Here is a 21,753-nt window from a genome sequence, read left to right as displayed (position 1 = left end):
GCGTGAACTTACTCCGGTTGGACCGCCGCGCCAGTGGCCAACAGCGGGGCCGGGTCGATGCCCCACGCCGTGAGCGCCGTCGTGGTGTCGGCACCAGCGACAGTGGCGGGCGGAACCGGAGTCGTTGGGACTGTACGACTGAAGCGCGGCGCAGGCGCCGGCTGGATCACGCCGTTCACCTCGATGTACGCAGCCCGGGACTTCATGTGCGGGTGCTCAGCGGCCTCGGCGGGGGTGAGGACGGGGGCAACGCACGCGTCGGTGCCCTCGAAGATCTCGGCCCATTCCGCCATCGACCTGCTGGCGAACGTCGCGGCAAAGAGTTCGCGCATCTCGGCGTACCGAGTGAACTCGTACTGACCCGGGCAGGTGTCCTTCACCCCGAGCGTCTCGACCAGCACGGCGAAGAACTGCGGTTCCAGAGCACCGACGGCGACGTGGCGACCATCGGCGGTCGGGTAGATCGCGTAGTACGGCGCGCCGCCGTCGAGCATGTTGGCGCCACGCGGCTGGCTCGCGAGGCCCATGGCGCGCAGCCCGCTCGCCATCAGGTCGAGGTGTGCGGTGCCGTCGACGATCGCCGCGTCCACGACCTGGCCCTCGCCGGTCGCGCGAGCGTGCAGCAGGGCGCTCAGGATGCCGATCACCAGATAGGTCGAGCCCCCGCCGAAATCGCCGAGAAGGTTGATCGGGAACTGCGGCTTCTCGGCCTGGCCCAGCTGGCTCAGGACGCCGGTGGTCGCGATGTAGGTGATGTCGTGGCCGGCCGCCTGGGCCAGCGGGCCGTCCTGGCCCCAGCCGGTCATCCGGCCGTACACGATCCGGGGGTTGCGGGCGTGCACGGCGTCGGGTCCGAGGCCGAGGCGTTCGGTCACTCCGGGCCGGAGGCCTTCGATGAGTACGTCGGCGGACTCGATCAACTGGAGCACGGTCTCGACGGCCGCCGGGTCCTTGAGGTTGAGGGCGACGCTCGGCCGGTTGCGGGTCAGCAGGTCGTGCGGGCCGGTCATCATCATCTGGCCGCCGGGTCGGTCGATCCGAATGACGTCCGCACCCAGATCAGCAAGGATCGCGCACGCGTGCGGTCCAGGGCCGATACCAGCGAGCTCGACAACCTTGATGCCGTGAAGTGGTCCCATGGCGGCGAGGGTACAGCGTGTACCACCCGCGGGTCTGCGTGCCCTCGATCGGCTCGGAAAAAATGAAAGCCCCTGAGGCTCTCGGGTACCCCAGGGACTTTCGTGGCGCACAATGTGCGACATGGAGACGTTAACACGCGTTTCTTGGGGTACACAAGCCCCGCGGCGGAGCCGCCACACAATCTCTCACACGCTCTTCAGGCGGGCTTTTCGACCGTCAGCGGCTCAATTCTGGGGTACAACGAATCACATTGCGTCAGAAAACCCCAGAAATGTTGCCCCAACCCCCAGCAATTCTGCCCTCTCGTGGAAGAATCGATCCATGCCGACCGCACTCGCCCCGCTCGACCCGCGCGTGGTCGTCGCGGCGCAGTGGCTGAACCTCATCGAGTTGCGCCGGAACCAGTTCGGTCTCAGCCTTGAGGCCCTGGCCGTACGCGCCGGCGTCTCCCCTCAGACGCTGACCAATCTGCGCAAGGGCGGGATGCCGCAGAAGCGGACACTGGCCGCACTCCAGCAGGCCCTCGACCTGTCCAGCGACATCGACCTTGCGCGCCAGCGGATCCACGAGGCTGGCCTCCAACGCGCGCGCGATGCGGTCGCCCGAGAGGCAACCGAAGCCAATGATCCGGGTGCTCTGGAGTCCCAACGGATTGCGATCGAGGCAGTTGCTGCGCTGGCCGAGTCCCGGCTCCGCGAGTTCCCGGAGTTGCGCCACGACATCCTCAAGAAGCTCGTCGTCAGCGCCGACCACTGCACACTCGACAGGACACTGGGCTGGCTGCGTGACCTGGCCTCGCCGAGAGGTGAGGATTTCCCCGCCGAAAGGTGACGTTCTACGCAAGGTCGACAGACAACCTCACCTTTCGGCGGGGAAATCCTCACCTTCGACGATGCAACTAGTTGCACATCGAGTTGCAATGTCGCACACTTGCGTCGTGGCCCTCGAACACGCCCTCCTCGTCTCGCTGCGGGAGCACCCCGCCAGCGGCAGTGAGTTGGCGCGACGCTTCGCGAAGTCGATCGGCTTCTTCTGGAGCGCCACCCATCAGCAGATCTACAAGGTCCTGCACCGGATGGCTGCGGACGGTTGGATCGAGGGCGACGCCGATCAGGCGCGGACCACGTACACGCTCACTCCGCTGGGTGATCAGGTCCTCGCCGACTGGATCAGCTCACCCACGCCGCCCGAGAAGACGCGCAACGATCTTGCGGTCAAGATGCGCGCCGCCTCCTTCGGCGACCGGACGCACCTGCTGTCCGAGCTCGCCGAACTCGTGGCCGAACACCGCATCCGACTGGCGCACTACGAAGCGATGCAACGTCGCGACTACCCGGACCCGTCCACCCTGATCGACCACGAACTCGACCAGTACCTCGTCCTGCGCGGAGGCATCCGCATGGAGGAGTACTGGATCAGCTGGCTCACCGAATATCTGGAGGCACACTCATGACATACGAGACTGGTCAGTTCACACACATGCTCTCGCCGCTGACCGTCGGCGACCTGACGCTGCGCAACCGCATCGTGATGGGCTCCATGCACACGGGCCTGGAAGACCGTCGCGGTGACATCCCGAAGCTCGCCGCGTACTTCCGCGAGCGCGCCGCCGGCGGCACCGGCCTCATCGTCACCGGTGGGTACGCACCGAACAAGCGCGGCTGGCTGAAGCCTTTCGCCTCGGAAATGACCTCCCGCGTCCAGGCCATGCGCCACCGCGAGATCACCGGGGAGGTGCACGAGGAGGGCGGCGCGATCGCGCTCCAGGTCCTGCACGCCGGCCGGTACGGCTACAGCCCGCTGTCTGTCTCGGCGTCGGCGGTCAAGTCGCCGATCAACCCCTTCAAGCCGTCGGCTCTCTCGACCAAGGGTGTCGAGGACACCATCAATGACTTCGCCAAGTCGGTCGCGCTGGCGAAGAAGGCCGGGTACGACGCCGTCGAGATCATGGGCTCCGAGGGCTACCTGATCAACCAGTTCATCGCCGAGCGGGTCAACCAGCGCACCGACAAGTACGGCGGCTCGGCGGTCAACCGGATGCGTTTCCCGATCGAGATCGTGCGACGCTCGCGTGAACTGGTCGGCGAGGGCTTCCCGATCATGTTCCGGATCTCGCTGGTCGACCTCGTCGAGGGCGGCCAGACCTGGGAGGAGACCGTCGAGCTCGCGTACGGCCTCCAGGAGGCGGGCGTCTCCATCCTCAACACCGGCATCGGCTGGCACGAGGCCCGCGTCCCGACCATCATCACCCAGGTGCCGCGCGGCGCGTGGGTGGACTACACGGCCAGGCTGAAGGCTGAGGTGACCGTGCCGGTCTGTGCCTCCAACCGGATCAACACCCCCGAGCTTGCCGAGTCGATCATCGCGAACGGTCAGGCCGACCTGGTGTCGATGGCGCGCCCGCTGCTCGCCGACCCGGACTTCGTCAACAAGACCGCGGCCGGCCGCGCCGACGAGATCAACACCTGCATCGCCTGCAACCAGGCCTGCCTGGACCACGTCTTCGCGAACAAGAAGTCCTCCTGCCTGGTGAACCCGCGTGCCTGCAACGAGACCACGCTCGTACTGGCGCCCACGCGGTCGAAGAAGTCCGTGGCCGTCGTCGGTGCCGGCCCCGCAGGTCTGTCCGCCGCAGTTTCTGCCGCCGAGCGCGGCCTGTCGGTGACCCTGTTCGAGAAGAGCGAGGAGCTCGGCGGCCAGTTCCGGCTGGCGATGATGGTGCCCGGCAAGGAGGACTTCCAGGACACGCTGCGCTACTACGCCCGGCGCCTCGAGGTGCTCGGCGTCGACGTACGACTCAAGACCGAGGCCAACTCCGATGACCTCGACGGCTTCGACCAGGTGATCATCGCGACCGGTGTCGAGCCGCGGATCCCGTCGATCCCGGGAGTCAACCACCGCAGCGTCGCGACGTACGCCGAGGTGCTCTCGGGTCGGGTCGTTCCCGGCAAGCGCGTCGCCGTCGTCGGAGCCGGAGGCATCGGCGTCGACGTCTCGGTCGCGCTGGCGCACGAGGAGGAATCGCTGGCCGACTGGATGGCGCACTGGGGCGTCGGCGACCCTGCCGAGCACCGTGGTGGCCTGACCGAGCGCGAGCCGCGTACGCCGGTGCGCGACATCACGCTGATCCAGCGCAAGGAGACCCGGATCGGCCTCGGCCTCGGCAAGACCTCGGGCTGGGCACACATGGCGCACCTGAAGCAGGACGGCGTGAAGATGATCACCGGCGCCTCGTACGACCGGATCGACGACGAGGGCCTGCACATCACCGTCGACGGCCAGCCCTCAGTGATCGAGGCCGACACGATCGTCCTGTGCGCTGGCCAGGAGTCGGTGCGATCCCTCTGGTCGGGCTCTCCCGAGGACTCAATCCCGAACTGGCACCTCATCGGCGGCGCTCACCTCGCCGGCGAACTCGACGCCAAGCGCGCGATCCGGCAAGGGACCGAGGTCGCGGCCAGCCTCTGACGCGCCGAAACCCGGCATCTGTCAGGCCGAGACCCGACAAATGTCCGGCCGAGCACCATCTCGGCCGGACATTCTCGTCTGGGTAGGGTCGTGGTCATGGACTGCGTCTTCTGTGCCATCGCTGCAGGTCAGATCCCTTCGACGAAGGTGTACGAGGACGAGCGGACGTACGCGTTCCTCGACATCGCGCCTGGGAGCGAAGGCCACATGGTCGTCATCCCGAGGGCGCATTCGCACGACATTCGCGAAGTCGAGCCCGCCGACCTGAGCGCGGTGTTCGCCGCGGCTCAGCTGCTCACGCGGCGCGCGTACGAAGTCCTCGACTGCGACGGCGTCAACGTGATCAACAACTGCGGCGCACCGGCGGGCCAGACCGTCTTCCACACCCACGTGCACGTCATCCCGCGTTACACGGGCTCGGACAAGGACCGCGTGGGACACCCGTGGATCCCGAAGCCCGCGTCGGCCGAGGAACTCGCCTCACTCGGCGCGAAGTTCGCGCTGTGACCGTCACGATCCTGCGCTCAGGCGACCGCTTCACCGAACGCGAGCAGGGCCGAATGACTTGGCATGCGTTCTCTTTCGGGCCGTTCTACGATCCGGCCCGGGTCAGCTTCGGTCCGTTGGTGCTGTGCGACGAGCACCTGCTCGGCGACGGTCAGGGATTCTCGACACACCCGCATCAGGGGGTGACGATCGTGACAGTTCCGACGGCAGGAGCCGTACGCCACACCGACTCACTCGGCAACGAGCGTGTCGTCTCCCCCGGGCAGGTCGGCATCTTCGAGACGGCGGGCGGCGTCACCCACAGCGAGATCGCGGCCGCCTCCGCGACGCGGTTCGTACAGTTCTGGCTCACCTCGGAGGCCGAGGAGCCTGCGTACGCGGTGGACGACCTCAGCGAGGGTCTGGCGGTCGGACCGCATCGTCTGGAGCGGCTCGTGCTCGCCGCTGGCGACGCCGTCGAGATCGCCGGCGGCACGCGTCGGTTCGTCTTCATGGCGTCCGGATCACTGGTGCGCAACTCGCTCGCCGAGCCGCTGAGCCAGGGCGACGCGTACCTGATCGATGATCAGGACCCGGTCACGGTCACCGCAGCGACCGACGTGATCCTGCTGGTCTGGACGCTCGCCTGACGGATGTCGGGTTTCGGCCTGACGGATGTCGGGTTTCGGCGCTACTGGGGACCGATCGCGCTGAGGAACTGGCGGACCAGCGGCAGCGACGTCGCGGCGCCGGTGTGGCCCACGTCGACGTACGCGCAGACCGCGATGTCTCCCTGTGCGGCGATCAGCCACGTGTGGGTCAGCACCTGACCGCCGCGTACGAACTCGGCGGTGCCGGTCTTGGCGATGATCGGTGCACCGGACATGCCGCTGAGGCCGAGGGCGGTGCCGTCCAGGACGACCTGCCGGAAGATCGTCTTGAGCTCAGCAGCCTCATGAGCCGACATCGGCGTCACACCGGCTGCGACCTTCGGTCGGATCCCGTCGATCATCCACGGCACCACCGTGTGACCGGCCTGGATCGAGGCGATGACGGTGGCCATCGTCAGCGGCGAGACGAGGACATCGCCCTGACCGATCATGTCCTCAGCCTTGACGAACTCGTTGCCCGGAGGCGGCAGCTGGCCAAGGAAGGCCGGGAACCCGAGGTCGTAGTCCTGCGAGAGGCCCAGCGTCCGAGCGGCGTCCTTGAGGCTGGCGTAGGGCACGAAGGCGTGCTGGCTCACCTGCGCGGTGTTGCAGGACTGAGCGATCGCCTCCTTGAGCGGAATGTTGCCCAGGGAAGATGGCGGGTACCACTTGTCGTTCTTGAACTGGAAGCCCAGCACCGTGAAGTGGAGCGGGCAGGTGACCGTGGAGTCCGCGGTGAAATGACGGTGCCGGATCAGCGCCAGCGCGTCGACGGTCTTGAACGTCGAACCCGAGGGCGACCGAGCCATCGTCGCGTACGGGAATCCGCCGGCTGCGTTGTTGTTCGCAGCCACGAGGATCTTGCCCGTGCTCACCTGGATCGCGACCATCGCCGACGGCGGTCCGGACTGGTTGAGGATCCCCTCGGCGATCTGCTGCCAGTCGCGTCGAACGGTGATCTTGAGGTTGCTCCCGTTCGTCGGCGCGTACGAGGCCAGCTCGGTGGCGTGCCCCGCGTGGGTCAACTCCACCTTCGTGCCGGGCATCCCGTTGAGCTTGTCGTCCTGGTCCTTCTCGATGCCACTCAGGACGCCGGCGAGCGATCCGACCGGAGCGGGACGGCCGTCTGCGGCGAGGATCGTGCCACGAGCGCCACGGGGATGGGTGACCGCGAGTTTGTCACCGGTGCTCATGCCGGGGATGACGGCTGCCGGCGACCAGACCGGCGACCACACGTTGCTGCCCTTGTCGACCACCGACACCGAGGTGTCGTACGTCCAGGTGCCGCCCGGCAGGGACCACGACCAGTGCAGCGTGGCGCTGCCCCTGGCGACTGCTCCGGCGGTGACCGTCGGCTTCGTCCCCATCGCGGTGAGGATCGACTGATACTCCTTCGCCGCACCAGCCCCCGCGACGGTGACCTTGCCGCCGGCAAGGCCGCTGGCGAAGGCTTGCACGGCGCTGTAGTCGGCCTGAGGACCGGAACCACAACCCGCGAGGGCGAGCGGAGCCACCAGGGCAGCGGAGATCAGTAGGCGGCGCACGATGGCAAAACTATCCGGCACCCCTGACAGTTCCGGAATCCGGCCCTGACGCGGCAGACGTACGGTCTGATCAGTGACGAGGCTTGCGAGTCCGGGACTTGTCCCCGCCGTACGCCGGCTTGTCGCCGAAGTCGCGGCGCGGGCGACGGTCTCCGCCGCGAGCAGCACTCAGGTTCGGGCCCTTGTCGACGCTCAACTCGATGAGTTTGCCGCTGATCCGGGTCTGCTCGAGTGCAGCCCAGATCGCCGGGTCCAGGTCCTGCGGGAGCTCGACGATCGAGAAGTGCTCCTTGATCGTGATGTTGCCGAAGTCCTGGCGGCGCAGACCACCCTCGTTGGCGAGGGCGCCGACGACCTGGCGCGGCTCGACACGGTGGCGCTTGCCGACCTCGATCCGGTACTGCTGCATCGGCTGGCCGTTGTCGCGGTTCGGGCGGGCGTCGCGACCGGGACGGTCGCGGTCGAATCGGTCGCCACGCTGCGGACGCTCGTCCCGGTCGTCGCGCACCGGACGCTCACGGCGCACGGGCTCCGGCTGGTCCTCGAGGAGCAACGGCGCGGCACCGTTCAGCACCACGGCCAGAGCTGCTGCCACGTCCAACTCGGGCACGTTGTGCTCGCGTACGTAGTGCGAGACGACGTCGCGGAAGAAGGCGACCTTCTCGTCGCTCAGCGCCGCGGTGATGCCGTCATCGAACCGGCTGAGCCGGGTCGCGTTGACCTCGTCGGCGCTCGGCAACTTCATCTCGACCGGCGCGGCCTTGGTGTGCTTCTCGATCGCCTTGAGGAGGTAGCGCTCGCGCGGAGTGACGAACGAGATCGCGTCGCCCTTGCGGCCGGCACGCCCGGTGCGGCCGATCCGGTGGACGTACGCCTCGAGGTCGGTCGGCAGGTCGTAGTTGATGACGTGCGAGATGCGCTCCACATCGAGACCGCGAGCGGCGACGTCGGTCGCCACGAGGATGTCGAGCGAGCCGTCCTTGAGCTGGTTGACAGTCTTCTCACGCTGCACCTGAGCGACGTCACCGTTGATCGCGGACGCACTGAAACCACGAGCGCGCAGCTTCTCCGCGAGCGAGTCGGTCTCCGACTTCGTACGCGTGAAGACGATCATCGCCTCGAAGTTCTCGACCTCGAGGATGCGGGTGAGGGCGTCGACCTTCTGCGGGTACGAGCACATCAGGTAGCGCTGGGTGATGTTCGCGTTGGTCTTGGTGGCGCTCTTGACCTGGACCTCTTCGGGGTCGTTCAAGTACTTCTGCGACAGCTTGCGGATCATCGGCGGCATGGTCGCCGAGAACAGCGCGACCTGCTTGGTCGCCGGGGTGTCGGCGAGGATCGTCTCGACGTCCTCGGCGAAGCCCATGTTGAGCATCTCGTCAGCCTCGTCGAGCACCAGGAACCGGAGCTCCGACAGGTCGAGGGTGCCCTTGGCCAGGTGATCCATGATCCGGCCCGGAGTACCGACCACCACGTGGACGCCGCGACGCAGCGCGGTCAGTTGCGGGCCATAGCCCTGGCCGCCGTAGATCGGCAGCACCTTGAGCGACGGCAGCTGCGACGCGTATCCCTCGAAGGCCTCCGCGACCTGGAGGGCGAGCTCGCGGGTCGGTGCGAGGACGAGAGCCTGCGGGGCGCCCGCGGACACCGCGAGGTCGAGCTGGCTGAGGATCGGGAGCGCGAAGGCGGCGGTCTTGCCAGTACCCGTCTGCGCGAGGCCGACGACGTCGCGGCCCTGCAGAAGCAGCGGGATGGTGGCCGCCTGGATGGCGCTGGGGGTCTCGTACCCGGCGGCGGTGACCGCGGCAAGTACGCCATCCGCGAGGCCGAGTTCCGCGAAGGTCAGGGCATCGGCGGCAGGGGCGTTGTCCATGGTCACTTGATAACGGTACGGGCTGAGTGGGGCGTTCGGACATTCCACGCGTACGAGGGAGCGGTCACACCGGGCAAGATCCCCAAAAGCATCCCGAAAGTGGAGCGTGACCCACCAGACACGCCCGTTGTTTGCATCTCAAGTGGGGAGGCGCTACATTTGGTGAACGGACGGTAAACAGGAGGTGTCCGATGAAGGTCCAGAAGACGACCCGCAAGGTTCTCGAGATGCACTGGGTTCCGGTTCTCGATGCAAACGGTGAGTTCCACCTCGAAGGCTCGTGGAGCCGCGAGAAGGTTGCTGACCACTCTGCCTCGGTCGCCTGACGCCAGGCTCCCCAGACCAGCGCCGCACTGCACCCACGCAGACGCGGCACCGCCGCCCCCGTTGTGTTCAACGCAGCGGGGGCGGTGCATTTCTTCCCCGATCAAAGGCACAGACATGAACGAGACCCGCTCCACCGAGACCGAACTGGTCGTGCACTGGGTGCCGGCGCTCGGCAAGCTCGTCCCGCTCGCCGACGCACCAGCCCCGTACGCCACGCCTCAGCGCGACTGAACCCCTCCGGCTGGCTCAGCGAGCCAGCCATTCGGCGTACGCGTCGAAGCTGAACGGGCGGCCGAGGAAGTCCGACACCAACTCCGCGGCGGGCTTCGACCCACCGGGCGCCAGGATGTTGTCGCGGTAGCGGCCCGCGATCTCGGCATTGAACATGTCGTCGTGCTTGAAGGCGCTGAACAAGTCCTTCGCGATCACCAGCGACCACTGATACGTGTAGTAGGCGCTCGAGTAGCCACCGAGGTGGCCGAAGTTTGCGTAGAAATGCGTCCCGTCCAGGTACGGGAACGGCGCGTACTGGCCCTGCAGTTCCCGGAGTCGCTCCGTGAGATCTGCCGGACGCTCCTGGTGGAACGCGTACGACAGTGCCCCGTAGAAGCACTGGATCCGGACCGTGTAGCCCTTCCCGAACTCCTCGCCGTCGCGCATCTTGGCCACGAGGGCGGCTGGGATCGGCTCGCCTGCGGCATTCGTGGCGAACGACGCCAGGATGTCGGCGTCCCACGCCCACTCCTCGAGCATCTGCGACGGCGCCTCGACGAAGTCCCACTCCGTTGCCACCCCGGAGAAGCGTGACCAGTCCTGCTGCCCGCCGAGGATGTGATGGACGAGATGGCCGAACTCGTGGAAGAGCGTGACGACGTCGTCGTGCTCCATCAGTCCGCGCGGGAAGTTGCAGACCAGGACGCCCTCGGCCACGGACTTGCCGTTGACGCCGGGAGCGAGATCGAACTGCGCAGCATGCTTGTACTTGCCCTCGCGCGGATGCAGGTCGAGGTGGATGCGGCCGAGGCTGGCTCCGTCCTCCAGACGGACGACGTCGTACGACGCCACGTCCTCATGCCACGTCGGGACGTCGACCGCGTCGTACCGCAGGCCGAAGAGTCGGCCGGTGACCTCCAGCAGACCGCCGCGCACCTTGGTGAAGTCGAAGTACGTCCGCACCACCTGCGCGTCGACGTCGTACTGCTCCTTGCGGATGATCTCGCCGTAGTACGCACTGTCGGACCACTGCACCTCGGTCGCCTCCGGGTTGTCCTCCCGGTACCGCTTCAGGAGGATCGCCAGGTCGCGCTGGGCCGGGTCGACGGCCGCGGCTGCGATCTTGTCGACGAACTCCGGGATGGCGGGGCCGGATCCGATCATCTTCACCGCCGCGTCGAACGAGGCCCAGTCCGGGTAGCCGACGAGTTCGGCGCGACGCTGGCGAGCGTCGAAGAGTTCGTGCAGGACCTTGTCCGCCGCCGGGTAACCCCGGTTGAGGAAAGCCAGCCGGAGCTCACGTCGCACCTCGGCGTCGTGACAGTAGGTGAAAACCGGGAGGGTGTCGGGATAGTCGGTGGTGACGGTGACCAGACCGTCCGCGCCGACCGGGTGCGCCTCCAGCCAGTCCTGCGGCAGACCGGCCAGCCGGTCGGCGGTCACCTTGATGGACCGAACGTCGTCGCGGGTGATGCGCGAGAACTCCTGATCCAGCTCAGTGAGCCGCTCCTCCAATGCCGTGAGCTCGGCGCGTACCTCCTCGGACTGGTCGACTCCGGCACGGCGGAAGTCGGTCAGGATCTTCTCCAGGAACCTCGCCGCGAGCGGGTCAAGCCCGTCGGTCCTCAACCCGGCGAAGACTGCGTACAACTCGGGGTCCTGCGAAAGCTCGGTGTCGAGCTTGTCGGCAGCAGCCTCGGCGTCCTCGGCGGCGGTACGCACCGCCTCCACCGGATGCACGCTCGCGAGCAGTGACGCCATCCCGCTCAGGCCGTGCAGCGCCAGCTCGGCGTCGTCCCACCGACGCAGCACCGCCATCGCGTCGGTCGGGCGTACGGACTTCAACTCCGCGGCCGCTTCGCGCGCGATCGTCAGCGCGGCGTCACGCCTCAATTCCAGCCACTGCTGGGCGTCGGCTTCGGCAGGCAGAACCAGTGGTGCGGGCGTCATGCGGGCTAGCCTGCCACGCTCATCCGACAAGCTCGCCGAGCCTCCGGGTCAGGTACGCGATCTCGCCCGGATTGACGGCGAGTTCGATGGCCCGGGCGTACGCAGCCCGCGCCTCACGGGACCGACCCAGTCGACGCAGGAGGTCGGCCCGAGTGACGTGCCACGAGTGGTAGCCGACGAGGTCCAGCGGCTCGACGATCGCCAGCGCCACCTCCGGTCCGTCCATCTCGGCGATGGCCACCGCCCGATTCAGCGCCACCACCGGCGTCGGCTGCAGCGCGTACAGCTGGTCGTACAGTGCGACCACCTGTGACCAGTCGGTGTCGCGTGCGTCGCCGGCGTCGGTGTGGACGGCGTTGATGGCTGCCTGGAGTTGATAGACACCGGGGCTCAGCCCTGACGCCAGCCGTTCGCGGACCAGCGCATGCCCCTCCGCGATCAGAGCGTGATCCCAGCCCCCGCGACCCTGATCAGCGAGCGTGACCAGCTCGCCGGAGGTGCCGTAGCGGCTCCCGCGCCGTGACTCGGTCAACAGCATCAACGCCAGCAGCCCGGCGACCTCGCCGTCCGTCGGCATCAGACCACGCATCAGCCGGGCGAGGCGTACGCCCTCCGCGGCTAGATCAGCATGTCCGGGCTCGCCGGGGAGATAGCCCTCGTTGAAGATCAGGTAGATCACCGCGAGGACGTCGGCGAGCCGGTTGGCCAGATCCTCCCGCTCCGGAACCCTCAGCGGGATAGCCGCAGCACGGATCTTGGACTTCGCGCGGGTGATCCGTTGGGCCAGCGTCGTCTCCGGTATGAGGAACGCCCGGGCGATCTCCGGCACCGTCAGACCTGCGACGAGTCGCAGAGTCAGGGCCGTCCGTGCCTCCGGCGCCAGCGCCGGATGGCAACACGTGAAGATCAGCCGGAGTTGATCGTCCTCGACGATCCCGACCGGGTCCGGTTGGTGCGTGATCATGGCTGCGGCTCGATGGCGCTGATCGCGTACGTTCTCGCGGCGGAGCCGGTCGATCGCCCGGCGGGTCGCGGTCGTCATGAGCCACCCACCCGGATTCGCCGGTTGGCCGTCGATCGGCCACCGCTCCGCAGCTGCGAGGAATGCGTCGCCAGCGGCCTCCTCGGCGATGTCCAGATCACCGAAGCGGCGCGCCAGCGACGCGACCACGCGCGACCACTCGTCGCGAAACGCCTCTTCGATCACTCGACGGGAAGCTCGTCCTCGGCCATGAACGGACGGACCTCGACCGGGTTGGTGCAGGCGATCGCGCCTTCCTTGGCCAGACCCAGAGCGACGTCGAGATCTGCCGCCTCGATGATCCAGAAGCCCCCGAGGTACTCCTTCGTCTCCAGGAACGGGCCGTCCGTCACCACGACGTCCCCACCCTTGGCCTCGACCACGGTGGCGGTGCTCTGGTCGGCGAGACCGCCGGCGAACACCCAGTGGCCCTCGGCCTGCAGCTTCGCGTTGAAGCGGTCGACTGCTTCAAACAGGGGCTGCATGGTCTCGAGCGGACGCTCACGGTCGCCCGGACGGTCGTACACGGAAAGCAAGTACTGCGTCATGATCTGCTCCTTCGTCGGATGGCCCTGGTAGCCGCTCTCACCCGTTCCACGAACGAGTCGGGGCGGATACGACAACCCAACCGAAAATATTCACTGGCGGGAAGACCCGGGCGGTGTGGCAGGTTAGGTCGTCGTGGCTCGCTCGAGAAGTTCAGTGAATTGGCGGGCGATCGTCGCAGACACACGTCCGCTGCAGGACCCGAACTTCCGTCGGATGTGGGTTGCCCAGATCGTGACGATGATCGGCGCCCAACTCACCGTCGTCTCCGTCCCCGCGCAGTTGTACGCGGACACCGGCTCCAGTGCGTACGTGGGCCTCGCCGGGCTGTTCGGGCTGGTGCCGTTGGTGATCTTCGGTCTGTACGGCGGCGCGCTGGTCGATCACTTCGATCGCCGCCGGGTGCTGATCGTGACCACGGTCGGTCTGATCGGCACCTCGGCGCTCTTCTGGGCTCAGGCAGCTGCAGGGAATCGAAACCCGTGGCTCCTGCTGGGTCTGTTCTCGGTGCAGCAGGCCTTCTTCGCGGTGAACTCCCCCGCCCGGTCGGCGATCCTGCCGACGCTGCTGTCGACCGACCTCCTGCCGGCCGCCAACGCCCTGGGCATGACCGTGTTCCAGTTCGGCGCCATCGTCGGACCGCTGGTCGCGGGCGTCCTCATCCCGTTCACCGGCTTCACCTGGCTCTACCTGATCGACACGATCACGTTGCTGGCCACGCTCTACTCGGTGCTCCGGCTACCCCCGCTACCGGTCCTCAACGCCGCCGCGAAGACACCCGGGCTCTCCGCGGTCTGGGAAGGCTTCGCCTACCTGAGTACGCAACCCGTCCTGCTGATGTCGTTCGTCGTCGACCTGATCGCGATGGTCTTCGGCATGCCGCGCGCGCTCTACCCGCAGATCGCCCACGAGGCTTTCCACGGCCCGGCGGCCGGCGGCCTCGCGCTCGCACTCCTGTTCGCGGCGATCCCGGCCGGTGCCGTCCTCGGCGGGGTGTTCTCGGGCTGGCTGTCGAGGGTCGAGCGACAGGGGTACGTGGTGCTCTGGTGCATCGGCATCTGGGGCGCGTCGATGGCCGGCTTCGGCATCACCGTCTGGCTGGCGCCACACGGGCTGACGTTGTTCCTCTGGCTGGGAGTCCTGTGCCAGGTGATCGGGGGCGCAGCGGACATGGCCTCGGCGTCGATGCGCCAGGCAATGCTGCTGGAGGCCGCGGACGACAACGTCCGGGGTCGACTCCAGGGTGTGTTCATCGTGGTGGTCGCCGGCGGGCCGCGTATTGCCGACGTCGCTCATGGAGGCGCCGCAGTGGCCGTCGGAACGGCAGCTGCAGCTGCCGGCGGAGGCGTCCTCGTGGTGATCGGCATCGTCGCCTGCGCGATCCTGGTGCCGAGCTTCGTCCGCTACCGGATCACGCACGCGCCGAGAGGTCAGGAAATCCCCGCCGAGAGGTGAGGAAATCCCCGCCGAAAGGCTACGGCGCTCCGGCCATGCCCTTGATCGGTCCGCCGCCTGACATCCCGGCGCTCCCCGGCCCGGAATTCCTCACCTCTCGGCCCGGAATCCCTCACCTTTCGGCTAGAGCCCGGCCGGGACCTCGGCCGCCACCACGGCGAGGAACAGCCGGGCACATCGATCGGTCATCTGGTCCGCCGTCTGATCGAGGTGGTCGAGCCACCACGTGACGAGCGCGTCGACGATGGACATCCAGACAGCGGTCATGGCGGAGATGTCCAGGGCGTCGTCGTTGCCGGCCAGATGCATCAGCTCAGCCACACCCTCCTCGGCCAGGACGGTGATCCGGGAGACGTACCCGGCCACTTCGGCGGCGGCGGGGCCGCTGCTCGGCGCGGAGGGGTCGAAGAAGAGCCGCCACAGCCACGGCCTCGGAGCCAACGTTGCGAAGATCCCGCGCAGGGTCTGCAGACCGCGTTCGAGTCCAACGATGTCCGTACGCGCGATCCGCTCGATCTCGTCGGCGAGGATCGCCCCGCCGAAGTGGATGACCGCGGTGAAGAGACCTTCCTTGGACTCGAAGTACTGGTAGATCAGTGGCTTGGAGATGCCGGCGCGGTCGGCGACGGTGACGACCGACGTGGCGGCGTAGCCCTCGGTCCCGAACACCTCACAGGCCGCGAGCAGAATCTGTTGCTCTCGATCGGCCCGTGGGACACCCTTGGTACCTGCACGGCTCGTGGAAACGCCGCGGTCCCGTGCCATGTGCATCACCCTACTTGATATCTGACCCTGCAGTAACTTACCCTAGGGTCATATCGACGTGAGGACCCCCATGAACGACCTGACCCACCTCTTGAGTCCCTGGAGCAACCCAGTGACGTACGCGATCCCGTTCTTCCTGTTGTTCGTCGGGATCGAACTGGCCGCGCTGAAGTTCCTGGACCACGACGACGTGACCGGCTACGAGCCGAAGGACACTCGCGCCTCCCTGCTGATGGGCCTGGGATCCATTGTGACCACCGTGATGGTGAAGGTCCTGGCCTTTGTCGCCTTCATCGGGATCTACCTCTACGTCGCCCCGTGGCATCTGCCGATGAACCACTGGTGGTCCTGGGTCATCGCCGTCCTCGCCGTCGACCTCACCTTCTACTGGACCCACCGTTTCCTGCATCGCGCCCGCGTCGGCTGGGCTGCTCACCAGGCGCACCACAGCAGCGAGTACATGAACTTCGGCACCGCACTGCGGCAGAAGTGGAACCCGTGGTTCGACGTCATCTTCTGGCTGCCGCTGCCGCTCATCGGCATCCCGCCGTGGGCGATCTTCGCCGTCTTCAGCTTCAACCTGATCTACCAGTTCACGACGCACACCGAGTTGGTCGACAAGCTCTGGCCGCCGATCGAGTTCGTCATGAACACGCCATCACACCACCGCGTGCACCACGGCTCGGACGAGCTCTACCTCGACAAGAACTACGCCGGCATCTTCATCATCTGGGACCGGATGTTCGGCACGTTCCAGAAGGAGATCCAGCGTCCGAAGTACGGCCTGACGACACCGATCGGCACGTACAACGTCTGGAAACTGCAGTACGGCCACTACGCCGATCTGTGGGTGGACGTACGCAACGCCCGCTCCTTCAAGGAGAAGATGCAGTACCTCTTCAAGCCGCCGGGCTGGGCTCCGGCCGACCTGGTCGGCGAGCGCGCTACCTCCGGCGTAGACGGAGCAGGAGCAGTCCCAGCACCGACACGATGACTGCGGCCAGACCGGGCGCAGCGATGCGCAGCCACGGCTGCGGGTCGGACGGGTCGAGTTTGTTGAAGACCACGCCCGTGGAGGCTTCTTCGCAGACCTTCCCCAGGACCTTCTCGACCTGACAGGCCTGGTCGCCGACCAGGACCGTCGGCGCAGCGCCGTTCAGGCGTATCTGGGTGCCTCTGGGCGCTCCGAGCACGAGCAGTACGTCCTTGGGCTGCGCGTCCGCGAGCAGCCTGGAGGCGCAGCCGGTGCCGCTCGCAACGAGGGACGCGGGGCCCTTCTTCGCCGCGCCCTTGAGGACGTCCTCGATCGTCACCGTCAGGACGAGGGTGCCGTCGGCCGCCCGTCTGGCGGGGTGAGCGACGACTACCTCCGCGATCACGGCGGCCGACTTCGCTGCCGCTTTCGCGTCGAGGGGGCAGGCGGACGGCGTGGCTGTCGACGCGGTCGGTCTCGGCGCGGAGCTTGCTGCCGCAGCCGGTGCGACCGACAGACCCACGGCGAGGAGACCCGCAGCCACAACGGTCGGAGTACGCATGCGACCGATCTTCGCAGATGAGCCCTACGATCGGTTGCATGCGATGGGTGACCTGGTTGGCCGTGAACATCATTGCTCTGACCGTCGCGCTGGCGCTTCTCGACGGGTTGTCGATCCAGTACGACCACCCGCCGAGCGATGGCCGCCGCGTGTTCGCCGTGGTGCTGATCGGCGCACTCCTGGGCGTCATCAACAAGTTCGTACGCCCGCTCGTCACCGTGCTCGCGATCCCGGCGATCGTGCTGACGCTCGGGTTCGCCCTGCTGCTGGTGAACGCGGCCATGCTGGCCCTCACGGCCAGGATCACGAATCACTTCAACGAGAGCACGATCGGCTTCCACCTGCACGTGGCAGGGTTCTGGACGGCCGTCGCAGGTGGGCTGATCATCACGATCGCGTCGTGGGCGACCTCGCTGGTGTTCGACAAGATCCGGCGTTAGTCGCCGATGGCGAAGGCTGCCTCGAGGTCGTGCCGGCTGTAGGCGCGGAAGGCGATGTGAGTGACGGTCTCGCGTACGCCGTCAACCTTGTTGAGCTTGTCTGCGACGACCGCCGCGATGTCATCGTGGGAGCGGACGCGGATCATCGCGATGAGGTCGATCCGGCCGGTCACCGAATACACCTCGCTGACGCCGTCGAGGGAGGCAATGGCCTCGGCCACCTCCGGGATCCGGGCAGTGTCGGCCTTGACGAACACGATCGCGGTGATCATGAGGCCAGTCTCCCGGCTCAGCGGACGATCGTCGAGTTCGAGAGCTGCTTGAGGAAGCGCGAGTTCTCGTTCGACGCCACCCGGTAGGTGCCAGGGGTCATCCCGTTGAAGTGCCCGTGCCAGGTGACGTTGCCCGCGACCGCGCCCGGAGTCACGTACGTCTTCACCGTGTGCCAGGCACCGCCGTAGTAGCGCTGGATCAGCAGCGTCGTCCGGCTGTGACGGAAGATGTTTACGTACAGGACCTGCGGGCTGGCACTCGCGAAGCTGATCCCGACGTTGGGACGCGGTCGGTTGTTGAAGTACCGGAACGCCGAGACCCACTGGTACTGGTCGGCCCGGTCGTGACCGTCTTGACCCAGAACAATTGTGGCCGCGCCGCCGTGCGCGGTGGCCGCGCCCATGATCATCGCGTCCGGCCAGTTCATGATGATGTTGTGACGATGACCCCAGCAGCCGGGTCCACCCGAGGACGGGCAATCCAGATTGGAGCTGCCCGGGCCGTCGTCGTACATCCACTCGAACTCTGCCCAGAACGCATTCACGGATCCGACCCAGTTCCCGGCGCCGTACATCGTCCAGGACGGGAACGGCGGATCGGTGTCCGTCCGTGCACCCTGCATGGCGTACGCGTTGAGCGTCGCGGAGAGACCGACAAAGGGAGCCAACCCGCGGTCCGCGCGGTCGATGTTCGCCAGGATCAGCAACTGGTAGCTCAACGGGAGGTACCGGAAGTTCGTGGGCAGGTTGATCGGGCCCAGCCCTTCCTTCGCGCGCGCACGGTTGAAGTCGGAGACGGCACCGCTCAGGCAGGCCCCGGTGATCTGGCTGCTGTTGACGTCGCAGTTGTAGAGGCCGTTCGCCGAGGTGTTGCTGCTCGGGTCAGCGGCATGCGCAGGCGCAGCAAGCAACAGCACCACTGCGGTCGCGGCGGCAGCCGCAACCGTACGGATCGCGATCAAGGTTCCCCCCAAGATTCGACTTCTGGCTGGCGAGTGTGACATGCGCTCCCGCACCGGCATATTCCTCACGCAGGCTCGTGCCCACTCCGCATGCGGGCAACCGTGCTCGCCGACAGCACACGGAAGACGGTGAAGGTTCTCGACAACGGCATCTGCAGGTCGCTCCGTAATGTAAGGAACTCCCGGGGAAATTCCCCCGGGAGTTCCTTTGTACGGCGGTTGCGGTGGGATTTGAACCCACGGTGGGTTTAACCCCACACATCATTTCGAGTGATGCACCTTCGGCCTCTCGGACACGCAACCGTGGGGCAGCCTACAAGTGGAGCGACCGACCGACGAAATTCAGATGCGGTCGAAGAAGTCGCGCAGCAACGCCGCTGATTCCTCGGCGCGTACGCCACCGATCACCTCGGGACGGTGGTTGAGGCGCCGGTCGCGTACGACGTCCCACAGCGATCCGACGGCGCCCGCCTTCTCGTCGTACGCGCCGAACACGAGGGTCCTGATCCGCGACTGGACGATCGCGCCGGCGCACATGGTGCACGGTTCGAGAGTGACGACGAGAGTGCAGTCCTCGAGGCGCCAGCGCCCCAGTGCCTCCGCGGCGAACCGCAGCGCGACCACTTCGGCGTGGCCGGTGGGGTCGTGGGTCGCTTCACGGATGTTGCGGCCGCGCCCGACGATCTGACCATCGGCTCCGACGACGATCGCGCCGACCGGGACGTCCCCGGTCTCCAGGGCGGCCCGCGCCTCATCCAGCGCGAGCCCCATCACGTCGTGGGAATCCATCGCAGACGCGTGGTTCACGCGTTCGTCAGGCCGATGGCACTGTCGAAGAGCGTGCCGAAACCGAGGCGGCCGGCGATCTCCGAGATGGCCTCGTCGGGGTAGAGATTGTCGTCGAGCATGATGCCCAGATCCATCGCCGACAGACCGGCGTCCGCGAAGATGGCGAGGTCACCGGCCGGCTCGGACTCGTCGTCGTCCTCGGGGTCGGGCAGGCCGAGGAACTCCACGATCGAGTCCGCCAGCTCCCACTCCTCCGCGGCGGTCACGTCCGAGAGGAGGACGCGTACGTTCGCGCCGGCGACACGGGCGATGACGAAGAAGTCCTCGTCCACACCGATCAGGCCGATCGCGCCACCGTCACCGGGGAAGCGGCGCAGCGCGTGAGCGAGGGTGTCCAGGTCGACGACTGCGTCCTGGGCCAGTTCGGCAAGCGTCCAGACACCCTCTTCGCGGTACGCGGCGAGGGCGAAGTCGATGTCGCCAGACTGCTCAGACATGGGTCAAGCGTGACAGAGGTTGTCGCCCTGTCCAACCCCTGTTGTCGGCGCCGCGTTCAGGCGAGCGTGATGACATCGAGATCCCCGTCGGCGTACTGCTGGCGCAGCACCTTCTTGTCGAACTTGCCGACGCTCGTCTTCGGCACCTCGGGGATCTGCGCCCAGCGCTCGGGCAGCTGCCACTTCGCAACCTTGGTGGCGATGAAGTCGCGCAGGACGGCAGGCGTCGCGGTGGCACCCTCGGACAGCACGTAGCAGGCCAGCGGACGCTCGTCCCAGCGCGCGTCCGGGACACCGATGACGGCAGCCTCGATGACATCCGGGTGCCCCATGATCTCGTTCTCGAGCTCGACGGAACTGATCCACTCGCCGCCGGACTTGATGACGTCCTTGGCACGGTCGGTCAGGTGGATGTAGCCGCGTTCGTTGACGGTCCCGACGTCGCCCGTACGCAACCAGCCGTCGTCGAACTTCGAGGCCATGTCGGCGATCTCGGCGTCGGACTCACCACCCATCGCCAGGTACGAGCCGGTGATCCACGGACCTTTGAGTTCGATCTCGCCGACACTCTCGCCGTCCCAGGGCACGACCTTGCCGTCGACGTCGACGAGCCGCAGCTGGACGCCTCCGGCGATCCGACCCTGCGAGAGCCGGTAGTCGTAGTAGTCGGGGTGGTCACGCTCGATCCCGAGCGGCTCGACGGCGGTCGATGCGAGCGGCGAGGTCTCGGTCATCCCCCAGCCCTGGATGATGTCGATCCCGTGGCGGTCCCAGAATCCGTGCAGCAGCGCCGGTGGCACCGCGGCGCCACCGATGAGGAAGCCCTTGACCGACGAGAGGTCGTACGTCCCCTCGTCCGCCTTGCGGAGCATGTCGTTCCAGATCGTCGGGACGCCCGCGCCGAACGTCGCCTGCTCCATCTGGATGAACGGCAGTAGATGCTCTCCCTGCAGGAACCGGTCAGGCATGAGGAGCGAGAAGCCCAGGAAGAAGGAGACGTACGGCAGGCCCCAGGCGTTCGCGTGGAACAGCGGTACGACGGCCAGCACCCGGTCCTTGGAGCTGTAACCGACGCAGGTCGCCGCCCCCATGGCGTGCAACCAGTTGCTGCGGTGTGAGTACGCGACGCCCTTGGGGTTGCCGGTCGTACCCGAGGTGTAGCAGAGGCCAGCCGCGTCGTTCTCGTCGATGTCCTCGGGCCACGCGTACTCGGTCGGCTGGCCGTCGAGCAGCGCGGACCAGTCGTGCACCTGCTTGCCGCTGGCGGCGAGCGCATCGCGGGTCTCGTCGGCGATCGGGCCACTGACGACGATGTGCTCGATCTTCGGCAGATGCTGGAACAACGGAGCCGCCAGCGGGGCCAGGGTGTTGTCGAGGATGACCACCTTCGCCCCGCCGTGGTTGGCGACGTACGCGAGCTGCTCCGGGAAGAGCCGGATGTTCCAGGCGTGCAGGACCGCGCCCATGGACGGGATCGCGAGGTACGCGATCAGGTGCTCGGCGTTGTTCCACATGAACGTGCCGACACGATCGTCACCGCTCACACCCAGGCCCTTGAGGGCATGGGCCAGCCGGGCAGCGTCCAGGCCGACCTCGGCGTACGTCTGCTTGCGGACGCCGTCACCGGTGTAGGTGACGACTTCGCTGGCACCGTGCACGGTCGAACCGTGGCGGAGGAGCTGGCTGATCAGGAGCGGCGGGGTCTGCATCGTCGAACGCACCCGCACAACTTCGCATGGGTGGCTCCGACGCACAAGGATTTCGGCGCCTGGCAAGGCCGAGGAGCGAAGCGGTGCGGTGGCACCGCGAGTCGACGAGAA

General features: G+C 67.1%; 22 protein-coding genes and 1 tRNA gene. 9 read left to right on the top strand and 14 right to left on the bottom strand.

From position 1 onward, the window contains the following. Positions 1–8: 8 nt before the first annotated feature. Positions 9–1,139, bottom strand: a complete 1,131-nt coding sequence (locus tag KCTC_RS09415; protein ID WP_125568897.1) for a CaiB/BaiF CoA transferase family protein — start codon at positions 1,137–1,139, stop codon at positions 9–11. A gap of 322 nt (positions 1,140–1,461) precedes the next feature. Here KCTC_RS09415 and KCTC_RS09410 point away from each other — a divergent pair, with 322 nt between their 5' ends. The 5 genes from KCTC_RS09410 to KCTC_RS09390 all read left to right on the top strand — a co-directional run bounded on the left by KCTC_RS09410 (position 1,462) and on the right by KCTC_RS09390 (position 5,744). Further along, the gene (locus KCTC_RS09410; RefSeq protein ID WP_164512559.1) at positions 1,462–1,971 is read left to right on the top strand and encodes a helix-turn-helix domain-containing protein; all 510 of its coding nucleotides are present in this window, start codon (positions 1,462–1,464) and stop codon (positions 1,969–1,971) included. A 106-nt stretch (positions 1,972–2,077) separates the two neighbouring features. Further along, a complete protein-coding gene (locus KCTC_RS09405) occupies positions 2,078–2,593 on the top strand; it encodes a PadR family transcriptional regulator (protein ID WP_125568893.1) in 516 nt (171 codons plus the stop codon). Continuing rightward, entirely contained in the window at positions 2,590–4,608 is a 2,019-nt protein-coding gene (locus tag KCTC_RS09400; RefSeq protein WP_125568891.1) for an NADPH-dependent 2,4-dienoyl-CoA reductase, read from the top strand. The genes KCTC_RS09405 and KCTC_RS09400 overlap by 4 nt, the downstream gene beginning before the upstream one ends. A gap of 96 nt (positions 4,609–4,704) precedes the next feature. Next, entirely contained in the window at positions 4,705–5,115 is a 411-nt protein-coding gene (locus tag KCTC_RS09395) for an HIT family protein (protein ID WP_125568889.1), read from the top strand. Continuing rightward, positions 5,112–5,744, top strand: coding sequence for a pirin family protein (locus KCTC_RS09390; protein WP_125568887.1), 633 nt, complete (start codon positions 5,112–5,114; stop codon positions 5,742–5,744). The genes KCTC_RS09395 and KCTC_RS09390 overlap by 4 nt, the downstream gene beginning before the upstream one ends. 41 nt (positions 5,745–5,785) lie before the next feature. Here the strand turns inward: KCTC_RS09390 and KCTC_RS09385 are convergent, their stop codons facing one another. Then, positions 5,786–7,288: a penicillin-binding transpeptidase domain-containing protein gene (locus KCTC_RS09385; RefSeq protein WP_125568885.1), complete on the bottom strand. Its 1,503-nt coding sequence runs from the start codon at positions 7,286–7,288 to the stop codon at positions 5,786–5,788. Positions 7,289–7,358: 70 nt separating this feature from the next. Next, positions 7,359–9,161: a DEAD/DEAH box helicase gene (locus KCTC_RS09380; RefSeq protein ID WP_125570103.1), complete on the bottom strand. Its 1,803-nt coding sequence runs from the start codon at positions 9,159–9,161 to the stop codon at positions 7,359–7,361. A gap of 191 nt (positions 9,162–9,352) precedes the next feature. Here KCTC_RS09380 and KCTC_RS15170 point away from each other — a divergent pair, with 191 nt between their 5' ends. After that, the gene (locus KCTC_RS15170; protein WP_269461417.1) at positions 9,353–9,487 is read left to right on the top strand and encodes a hypothetical protein; all 135 of its coding nucleotides are present in this window, start codon (positions 9,353–9,355) and stop codon (positions 9,485–9,487) included. Positions 9,488–9,734: 247 nt separating this feature from the next. On the opposite strand, the gene KCTC_RS09375 is transcribed toward KCTC_RS15170, so the two are convergent. Genes KCTC_RS09375 through KCTC_RS09365 form a run of 3 tightly spaced genes read right to left on the bottom strand, consistent with a single transcriptional unit; the run spans position 9,735 to position 13,220 of the window. Continuing rightward, positions 9,735–11,651, bottom strand: a complete 1,917-nt coding sequence (locus KCTC_RS09375) for a M3 family metallopeptidase (protein WP_125568883.1) — start codon at positions 11,649–11,651, stop codon at positions 9,735–9,737. Positions 11,652–11,670: 19 nt separating this feature from the next. Next, positions 11,671–12,822 (bottom strand): RNA polymerase sigma factor, encoded by a 1,152-nt coding sequence (locus KCTC_RS09370; protein WP_231998665.1) that lies wholly within the window; start codon positions 12,820–12,822, stop codon positions 11,671–11,673. 32 nt (positions 12,823–12,854) lie between these two features. Then, on the bottom strand, positions 12,855–13,220 hold the full coding sequence (locus KCTC_RS09365) for a YciI family protein (RefSeq protein WP_125568879.1): 366 nt from the start codon (positions 13,218–13,220) through the stop codon (positions 12,855–12,857). A 154-nt stretch (positions 13,221–13,374) separates the two neighbouring features. Between KCTC_RS09365 and KCTC_RS09360 the strand changes: the two genes are divergently transcribed. Further along, positions 13,375–14,673: an MFS transporter gene (locus KCTC_RS09360; RefSeq protein ID WP_231998664.1), complete on the top strand. Its 1,299-nt coding sequence runs from the start codon at positions 13,375–13,377 to the stop codon at positions 14,671–14,673. Positions 14,674–14,796: 123 nt separating this feature from the next. Here the strand turns inward: KCTC_RS09360 and KCTC_RS09355 are convergent, their stop codons facing one another. Continuing rightward, positions 14,797–15,438, bottom strand: coding sequence for a TetR/AcrR family transcriptional regulator (locus tag KCTC_RS09355; RefSeq protein ID WP_125568874.1), 642 nt, complete (start codon positions 15,436–15,438; stop codon positions 14,797–14,799). Positions 15,439–15,496: 58 nt separating this feature from the next. Here KCTC_RS09355 and KCTC_RS09350 point away from each other — a divergent pair, with 58 nt between their 5' ends. Then, positions 15,497–16,432 (top strand): sterol desaturase family protein, encoded by a 936-nt coding sequence (locus KCTC_RS09350; RefSeq protein WP_231998663.1) that lies wholly within the window; start codon positions 15,497–15,499, stop codon positions 16,430–16,432. Here the strand turns inward: KCTC_RS09350 and KCTC_RS09345 are convergent. After that, a complete protein-coding gene (locus tag KCTC_RS09345) occupies positions 16,383–16,973 on the bottom strand; it encodes a hypothetical protein (RefSeq protein WP_125568872.1) in 591 nt (196 codons plus the stop codon). The genes KCTC_RS09350 and KCTC_RS09345 overlap by 50 nt on opposite strands. 38 nt (positions 16,974–17,011) lie before the next feature. Here KCTC_RS09345 and KCTC_RS09340 point away from each other — a divergent pair, with 38 nt between their 5' ends. Beyond that, positions 17,012–17,413 (top strand): phage holin family protein, encoded by a 402-nt coding sequence (locus KCTC_RS09340; RefSeq protein WP_164512558.1) that lies wholly within the window; start codon positions 17,012–17,014, stop codon positions 17,411–17,413. Here the strand turns inward: KCTC_RS09340 and KCTC_RS09335 are convergent. The 6 genes from KCTC_RS09335 to KCTC_RS09310 all read right to left on the bottom strand — a co-directional run bounded on the left by KCTC_RS09335 (position 17,410) and on the right by KCTC_RS09310 (position 21,654). Further along, positions 17,410–17,685, bottom strand: coding sequence for an Lrp/AsnC family transcriptional regulator (locus KCTC_RS09335; protein WP_125568868.1), 276 nt, complete (start codon positions 17,683–17,685; stop codon positions 17,410–17,412). The genes KCTC_RS09340 and KCTC_RS09335 overlap by 4 nt on opposite strands. Positions 17,686–17,702: 17 nt before the next feature. Beyond that, the gene (locus KCTC_RS09330; RefSeq protein ID WP_125568866.1) at positions 17,703–18,659 is read right to left on the bottom strand and encodes a hypothetical protein; all 957 of its coding nucleotides are present in this window, start codon (positions 18,657–18,659) and stop codon (positions 17,703–17,705) included. A 204-nt stretch (positions 18,660–18,863) separates the two neighbouring features. Beyond that, a tRNA-Ser gene (locus KCTC_RS09325) sits at positions 18,864–18,950 on the bottom strand. Positions 18,951–18,989: 39 nt separating this feature from the next. Beyond that, a complete protein-coding gene (gene tadA / locus KCTC_RS09320) occupies positions 18,990–19,436 on the bottom strand; it encodes a tRNA adenosine(34) deaminase TadA (RefSeq protein ID WP_269461416.1) in 447 nt (148 codons plus the stop codon). A gap of 14 nt (positions 19,437–19,450) precedes the next feature. Continuing rightward, positions 19,451–19,933, bottom strand: a complete 483-nt coding sequence (locus KCTC_RS09315; protein ID WP_125568864.1) for a tRNA adenosine deaminase-associated protein — start codon at positions 19,931–19,933, stop codon at positions 19,451–19,453. A 56-nt stretch (positions 19,934–19,989) separates the two neighbouring features. Continuing rightward, positions 19,990–21,654 carry a fatty acid--CoA ligase gene (locus KCTC_RS09310; protein WP_125568861.1) on the bottom strand — a complete coding sequence of 555 codons (1,665 nt, stop codon included), beginning with the start codon at positions 21,652–21,654 and terminating at the stop codon, positions 19,990–19,992. Between the last annotated feature and the right edge of the window lie 99 nt (positions 21,655–21,753).

Source organism: Nocardioides baekrokdamisoli (genome assembly GCF_003945325.1).
Classification (GTDB): Bacteria; Actinomycetota; Actinomycetes; order Propionibacteriales; family Nocardioidaceae; genus Nocardioides; species Nocardioides baekrokdamisoli.
The sequence above is the reverse complement of the archived record's forward strand: the minus strand, read 5'-3'. Positions and strand labels throughout refer to the sequence as shown.